The organism is Tepidimonas charontis (assembly GCF_007556685.1).
Lineage (GTDB): Bacteria > Pseudomonadota > Gammaproteobacteria > Burkholderiales > Burkholderiaceae_C > Tepidimonas > Tepidimonas charontis.
Map to the genome: position 1 here is coordinate 23,682 of NZ_VJON01000038.1, position 7,146 is coordinate 30,827.

The 7,146-nt window shown below is 63.0% G+C and carries 4 protein-coding genes and 1 pseudogene; 3 read left to right on the top strand and 2 right to left on the bottom strand.

All coding sequences use genetic code 11. The features are described from left to right. Window positions 1-153: 153 nt before the first annotated feature. Window positions 154-2,586 carry a GspE/PulE family protein gene (locus tag Tchar_RS10490; protein WP_236640426.1) on the bottom strand — a complete coding sequence of 811 codons (2,433 nt, stop codon included), beginning with the start codon at window positions 2,584-2,586 and terminating at the stop codon, window positions 154-156. 48 nt (window positions 2,587-2,634) lie between these two features. Beyond that, a complete protein-coding gene (locus Tchar_RS10495) occupies window positions 2,635-4,185 on the bottom strand; it encodes a YifB family Mg chelatase-like AAA ATPase (protein ID WP_144328978.1) in 1,551 nt (516 codons plus the stop codon). Between the two features lie 228 nt (window positions 4,186-4,413). Here Tchar_RS10495 and glnK point away from each other — a divergent pair, with 228 nt between their 5' ends. From glnK to Tchar_RS10510, 3 genes and pseudogenes are all read left to right on the top strand, one after another. Beyond that, entirely contained in the window at window positions 4,414-4,752 is a 339-nt protein-coding gene (gene glnK / locus Tchar_RS10500; protein ID WP_144328974.1) for a P-II family nitrogen regulator, read from the top strand. Window positions 4,753-4,795: 43 nt separating this feature from the next. Continuing rightward, window positions 4,796-6,208 (top strand): ammonium transporter, encoded by a 1,413-nt coding sequence (locus Tchar_RS10505; RefSeq protein WP_144328975.1) that lies wholly within the window; start codon window positions 4,796-4,798, stop codon window positions 6,206-6,208. Between the two features lie 187 nt (window positions 6,209-6,395). After that, a pseudogene (locus tag Tchar_RS10510) lies at window positions 6,396-6,932 on the top strand (TSUP family transporter); the annotation flags it as partial. Window positions 6,933-7,146: the final 214 nt, after the last annotated feature.

Consider the following 7,146-nt stretch of genomic DNA (forward strand, 5'->3'; position numbering starts at 1 on the left):
GGGCGCCGTTTGGAGCGCCGGCGGCGATCACCGGGGTGCTCGCCGTGGCGGCGCATCGGTTGCGTGCGTAGCGCCAGCCCGGCTGCGGCAGCCTCGGTGTACCGCGCTGGCGTCACGGCCGTGAGCAAGCGCACGGCTGCGCTGGCGGCGGACTCAATGCGCCGTGGAGCCGCGAATTTCTTCGATCGTCGTCAGGCCCTGCAACACTTTGAGAATACCGTCTTGCCGCAGGGTACGGAAGTGACCGTGGGTCACCGCCTCCTCACGCAGTGCTTCTGGTGGGCGGCGGGTTTGAATCAAACGGCGCATACGTGCATCGACCGACAGCAGTTCGTGAATACCCAGCCGTCCTCTGTACCCTGTGTGGTCGCAGTGATCACACCCGGCGGGCAGATAAAAATTCCAAGTGCCGGTATGGTCGGCGTATTCCGCCATCCACGCCCGCCGTATCGCTTCTGCCTCCGGTCGGACGGTCTCCGGAAAATCATACAGAAAATCATCGATCAGCTCATTGACCAATTCTTCGGCATTGGGATGTGGCTGTTTGCAATGGGGGCACAGCCGACGTACCAGCCGCTGCGCCAAAACGGCTGCCAGCGCATCGGCAAAGTTGAACGGATCGATGCCCATGTCGAGCAGCCGCACAACCGTCTCCGGTGCGCTATTGGTGTGCAACGTGGATAGCACGAGGTGACCGGTCAGGGATGCTTCGATCGCCATTTTGGCGGTTTCGGTATCGCGGATTTCGCCGACCATGATGATATCGGGGTCGGCGCGTAACAGCGCGCGCAGCGCTTTCTCGAATGTCCAGTCGATTTTTGGATTGACTTGAATTTGTCGCAAATCCGGATTGGCGATCTCAATCGGGTCCTCGGCGGTCCAGATCTTTTTGTCCGGTGTGTTCAAATGCTGTAATACCGAATGCAGGGTCGTGGTTTTGCCGGAGCCTGTAGGACCAACGCAGAGCACGATTCCATGGGGGCGCTCGACCGCGTTGATGAGCATTCGATAATTTTCTTCGGTCAAGCCCAGCTGGTGCAAGGGAATGGGTTTGGCCGACGCCAATATGCGCATGACGACGTCTTCCGCGTCACCGTAGGTGGGAATGGTCGCGACGCGCAATTCTATGTGATGCTGAGGGGAATACCGGCTGAAGTCAATTTTGCCGTCCTGCGGTTTGCGTCGTTCAGAAATGTCCAGATTGCACATGATTTTGATGCGTGCAACCAGGGCTTTCCGATAGGTATGCGGCAGCTCCATGTGTAAGCGAAGCATGCCATCTTTACGCCAGCGAATGCGAACCTTCCGCTTGTTTGGATGTGTTTCTATGTGAATGTCCGACACGCCGGCTTGATAGGCTTCAATAATGATGTTGTTGATCAATCGAACCAGTTGATTGTCTGACTGTTCGATCTCAGGGGCATTATCATCGCCCTCGGCTTCTTGTTCGAGTGATTGGAGAATCTGTGCCGTCGAAGGTTGATCGTCGTCGGTGTTGTCAGCGATTTTTCCGCCCTCGTCGAATCCATGACGTGCATAAATCTGCCGAATTGTGTTGGCATCGACGGCGCTGTTGGCGAGGACGGGATGTGCTTTGCACTGAGTGGTGAATTCTATTTCATCGACAATACTTTGTTGTAAGGGGTCTTCGGTGGCGAAAACAAAAAACTTTTCGCGACATAACAAAGGAACCGCACGGAGCTTTCGGGCAGTCGTGAGTGGCAGGTGGCGCAGGGCTTCGTTGTCGATGGGAAATTTGATGATATCGACTATCGGGTATCCCATCTTGTATGCGAGCGCGGTTCTCAACTGCTCGCGATCAATGTATCCAAGTTGTAATAGGATTTCCCCCAATGGAGTTTTGGATACGGTCTTTTGATGGGTGAGTGCGTGTTGTAGTTGGCTTTCCTGTATATAACCCAGGGAAAGCAGGGCTTGCCCTATTCGAATGACTGGTTTGGAGCGTTGCGCCTCTAGTGCGTTGAGCAGATCGGCAGGGTTTGATATGGCGGAGCTATCGTCGCTAACGGCGGATTCAAGGGGTGTGTTCGTGTCTCGGATATCGTTCGAGGTAATCGTCGAGGTGGGCTGCCCAGCGTCGAGTTGAAATTCTTTAATGGCTTCACGTGGAATGAAGACGCGGTAAAGCTGTGTACTTTCTGTTTCGCTGCATTCGCATAAGAATAGATCGCCGGAATGCTCCTGATATCCTGCCAAGGTCCCGCCTTGTACTTTTCCATCGGTGTAGTGAAGCGTATATCGCTGGAATATGTCGGATTCAGGAGGTATGGAGTCGTTGCGCTTGCTTTCAGACGTCGAGGGGACCGTAAGGGTCAAGCGCCGAATCTTGTCAAAGCCGAGCTTTAATGGCGAGCGCGACGGGTACAATAGTAGGGAGGCGGTCCGTGTATTTAAATGTAGGCCCGCAAGCAAGCACGCCTGTTTTTGACCAGCGTAGTTTTCGATTTCGCATGGCAACGCCGAGGAAGCAGGATGTTCCGGTAAACGGCAAGCACCGGACCACATCGATGTGAGTGTGGTGTCGTGCCGGCCGCCGTCGGCGAAGAGGTGGGCGGGATCGTTCACGGCGGTATCAACCATCGCTTGATAGGGTCACGAAGATGAGGCAAGGTATCACCCACGTGGCTGGGGGCTGGCTTCGCGATACTGTAACGCCTCTGCGATGTGGTGTTCCTGTACTGCGGCGCTGTCGGCCAAATCGGCAATCGTGCGGGCCACGCGCAGGGCGCGATGGGTAGCACGCGCCGACCAGCCCAGCCGGGTGGCCGCCTGCTGCAGCAGGCGCTGTGCGGCCTTGTCCAAGCGTGCGTGGGCCAGCAGCGCTTCGCCCTGCAGGGCGCTGTTGACGTGGCCCTGGCGTGCCTGGGCACGCTGGCGGGCCGCACACACCCGTGCGCGCACCACTGCGGAGGGCTCGCCCGGCGGCGCCGTCAACAGCGTCTCGGGGCTCAACGCAGGCACCTCCACATGCAGATCGATGCGATCCAGCAGCGGGCCGCTCAAGCGGCTGCGGTAGCGTTGGATCTGCTCGGGCGTGCAGCGGCAGGCGCGCCGCGGGTCGCCCAGATGGCCGCAGGGGCAGGGGTTCATGGCCGCCACGAGCTGAAAGCGTGCCGGGTACTCCACCTGGTGCGCGGCACGCGACAAACGCACCACGCCGGTCTCCAGGGGCTCGCGCAGCGCCTCCAACGCCGCACGGGGAAATTCGGGCAATTCGTCCAAAAACAGCACGCCGTGGTGGGCCAGCGAAATCTCGCCGGGGCGCGGTGGCGCCCCGCCGCCCACCAGCGCTGCCGCGCTGGCGGTGTGGTGTGGCGCAGCCAGCGGCCGCTGGCGCCAGCGCTCGGGTCGAAAGCGCCCCAGCAGCGATGCCACCGCGGCGGCCTCCAGCGCCTCGTCGTCGGTCAGCGGCGGCAGCAGCGTCACCAGCCGCTGCGCCAACATCGATTTACCCGTGCCCGGTGGCCCCGCCAGCAACAAGCTGTGGCCGCCGGCTGCGGCGATTTCCAGCGCCCGCCGTGCCGCCGCTTGGCCTTTGACGTCGGCCAGATCGGGGCCGGCGGCCTGATCGCAGGCAGGTGGCGCGGCGGTGACACGCCGCCAGCCGTCGATCGCCTCGGCCCCAATGGGAGGGTGGGTGGCAAAGCGCCGCACCACATCGAGTAGGTGCGGCGCGCTGTAGACCACCACGCCCGGCACCAAGGCTGCCTCTTCTGCACTGCCGGGGGGCAACACCAGGGCCGCGCACCGGCCGCTGTGCCCCATTTCGGTGCGCAGGGCCAAGGCCATCGGCAAGGCGCCGCGCACGGGGCGCAGCGCCCCGCTGAGCGACAGTTCACCCGCAAATTCATGGCCGTCCAGTGCCGCCGCGTCGATCTGGCCGCTGGCCGCCAGAATGCCCAAGGCGATCGGCAAATCGAGTCGTCCCGACTCCTTGGGGACGTCGGCCGGCGCCAGATTGACCGTGATGCGCTGATTGCTGGGCCACGCCAGCCCGCTGTTTTGAATGGCCGAGCGCACGCGCTCGCGTGCTTCCTTGACTTCGGTATCCGCCAAGCCCACCAGGGTCAAGCTGGGCAGGCCGTTGGCCAAATGCACCTCCACCTGCACGGGCTGGGCCGTCAGCCCCACCAGGGTGCGGCTATGCACCACACACAAGCCCATCACACCGACCTCCCATCGCCATATCCATCGCCATATCGCAGTTGCCTTCGGCACCGATGATGCCATGAGCTGGGGCGGCGCAGCGGCGGCGCTGTCCCAGCTGAATGAGGCGGGGGCGACAGCGCCCGGCACGGGTGCGAGGCGAGCGCGCGTCGCGCGTGGCACGCCGTTTGCTTGCCGAGCTTGGCAGCCAATCGGCGAGGTGCGCAACCCTAGGAAAGGACAGTCATGAAACTGGTCACCGCCATCATCAAACCCTTCAAGCTGGACGAGGTGCGCGAAGCGCTATCGGCCATCGGTGTGCAGGGGATCACGGTCACGGAGGTCAAGGGCTTCGGACGCCAGAAAGGCCACACCGAGCTGTACCGTGGCGCCGAATACGTGGTCGATTTTTTGCCCAAGGTCAAGGTCGAAGCCGCGGTGGACGATGCGCTGGTCGAGCGCGTCATCGAGGCCATCGAAAGCGCGGCGCGTACCGGCAAGATCGGCGACGGCAAGATTTTCGTCTTCCCGCTGGAGCAGGTCATCCGCATCCGCACCGGTGAAACCGGCGCCGATGCCCTATGACGCCCTCCATCCGCTCAAACGTTTCCGCTTCAAGGGGTTTTCCATGAAACACTTTCTCACGAGCCTGTGTCTGGGCCTCGGTTTGTTGTGGGGCGGCATGACGCTGGCGCACGCCAACGAGCCCGCCTCTGCTCCCGCGCCGGCGGTCGGTACACCTGCGGCGGCGCCCGCTGCCGACACACCTGCGGTGGCCCCCGCCGCAGCCGATACACCGGCGGCGGCCCCGACCGTGGACAAGGGTGACGTGGCGTGGATGATGACCGCCACGCTGCTGGTCATTCTGATGGTCTTGCCGGGTTTGGCCTTGTTCTACGGCGGCTTGGTGCGCAGCAAGAACATGCTGTCGGTGCTGATGCAAGTGATGGTGGTGTTTTCGCTGATCAGCGTCCTGTGGGTGATCTACGGCTACAGCTTGGCCTTCGGGGGCGAAGGGCTGATCATCGCCGGTCTGGACAAGGCGTTCTTGATGGGTGTCAGCACCGCATCGCTGGCCGACACCTTCACCGAAAACGTCAAGATTCCGGAGCTGATCTTCGTCGCGTTCCAGGCCACGTTCGCGGGCATCACCTGCGCGCTGATCGTCGGCTCGTTTGCCGAGCGCATCAAATTCAGTGCCGTGCTGCTGTTCAGCGCCCTGTGGTTCACCTTCAGCTACCTGCCGATCGCGCACATGGTCTGGGGCGCAGGCGGCTACTTGCTGGGCAAAGGGGCGCTGGACTTTGCCGGCGGCACCGTGGTGCATATCAACGCGGCGATGGCCGGCCTGGTCGGCGCCTATCTGGTGGGCAAGCGTATCGGCTATGGCCGTGAGGCCATGCCGCCGCACAGCCTGACGCTTACCATGGTGGGGGCGTCGCTGCTGTGGGTGGGCTGGTTCGGCTTCAACGCCGGCTCCAATCTGGAGTCCACCGCCGGCGCGGCGCTGGCCTTCCTGAATACGCTGGTGGCCACCGCCGCCGCCGTGCTGGCGTGGTCGGTGGGCGAGGCGCTGCACAAGGGCAAGGCCTCGATGTTGGGGGCGGCGTCGGGCGCGGTGGCCGGTCTGGTGGCCATCACGCCGGCGTGCGGCTCGGTGGGGCCGATGGGCGCGCTCATCATCGGCTTGGTGGCTGGGTTCCTCTGTCTGTGGGGGGTGACGGGGCTGAAGAAGATGCTGGGCGCCGACGACTCACTGGACGTGTTTGGCGTGCACGGGGTGGGCGGCATCGTCGGTGCGCTGCTCACCGGGGTGTTTGCCGCGCCCAGTCTGGGTGGCACGGGGGCCGAGGATTTCAGCATCGCCAGTCAGCTGTGGGTGCAAGCCGAGGGCGTGTTGATCACGATGGTGTGGTCGTCCGTGGTGGCCTTCATCGCGTACAAGATCGTCGACATGGCGATCGGGCTGCGCGTCACCGAGGAGGAGGAGCGCGAGGGCCTTGACATCACCTACCACGGCGAGTCGGCCTACAACCGCTGAGTCGTGGCGGTCCCGACATCGGGGGCCTCGTCAAACCAAGACAGGGTTGCCGGGGATTGGACCCGGGGTGCGCAAGCCCCCGGGCTTTTTTCCATCGGCGCTGCCCGCGGTCGTCTTCGTGGCGCGCGCAAAGATGGGTGAGCGCGGCCGTGCGGTGCGGCAGCGCCACTGCGGCGACAATGCGCAGATGACGGAATGGATCATTTTGCCCGCGGCCTCGCTGCTGGCGGGCTTCGTGGATGCGATCGTTGGTGGCGGCGGCCTGATTTTGGTGCCAGCGCTGTTTGCGGTGTTTCCGAGCACGCCCCCGGCCACTCTCTTTGGTACCAACAAAAGCGCTTCCGTTTGGGGGACGGCAGCGGCGACATGGCGCTACGCGCGCCGTGTGGCCGTGCCGTGGACAGCGCTGCTGCCGGCCGCCGCGGTGTGCGCGCTGGGCGCGTGGCTGGGGGCGTGGGCGGTGACGGTGCTGCCGCCCGATGGCCTACGACGCGCTTTGCCCTTTATTTTGACCGCGGTGCTGGCTTACACGCTGATGCGCAAGGACTTGGGACGGCACCACGCGCCGCGTTTTGCTGGCCGCGCGCAGGCGATGGTGGCGTCCGCGGTGGGCGGCACGATCGGCTTTTACGACGGGTTTTTCGGTCCGGGCACGGGCAGTTTTTTGGTCTTTTTGTTCGTGCGCGTGCTGGGGTATGACTTTTTGCGCGCGAGCGCCTCGGCAGTTGTGTGCGTCAAGTTGTGCAAATTGGTGATCAGGTAATTGGTTGATCCTGTTTGCGCTGTCGTTGTCGCGGAGGGCGTAGCCCGGAGCGATGACGACAGCGCGCGGCCGCTTCAGGCGGCCAGTCTCAACGCCTCCTTTTTCTGCTCCGAAAGGAGCGTCATGTTCAGGTAACGGCTGTCCTCCAGCCAGGTCTCGTGCGTCTCGACGCACA

What these genes read in the sequence shown, in the direction of transcription:
- Tchar_RS10505 (WP_144328975.1), top strand. Translation starts at nt 4,796, where the DNA reads ATGAAACACTTTCTCACGAGCCTGTGTCTGGGCCTCGGTTTGTTGTGG.
- Tchar_RS10495 (WP_144328978.1), bottom strand. Translation starts at nt 4,185, where the DNA reads ATGGGCTTGTGTGTGGTGCATAGCCGCACCCTGGTGGGGCTGACGGCC.
- glnK (WP_144328974.1), top strand. Translation starts at nt 4,414, where the DNA reads ATGAAACTGGTCACCGCCATCATCAAACCCTTCAAGCTGGACGAGGTG.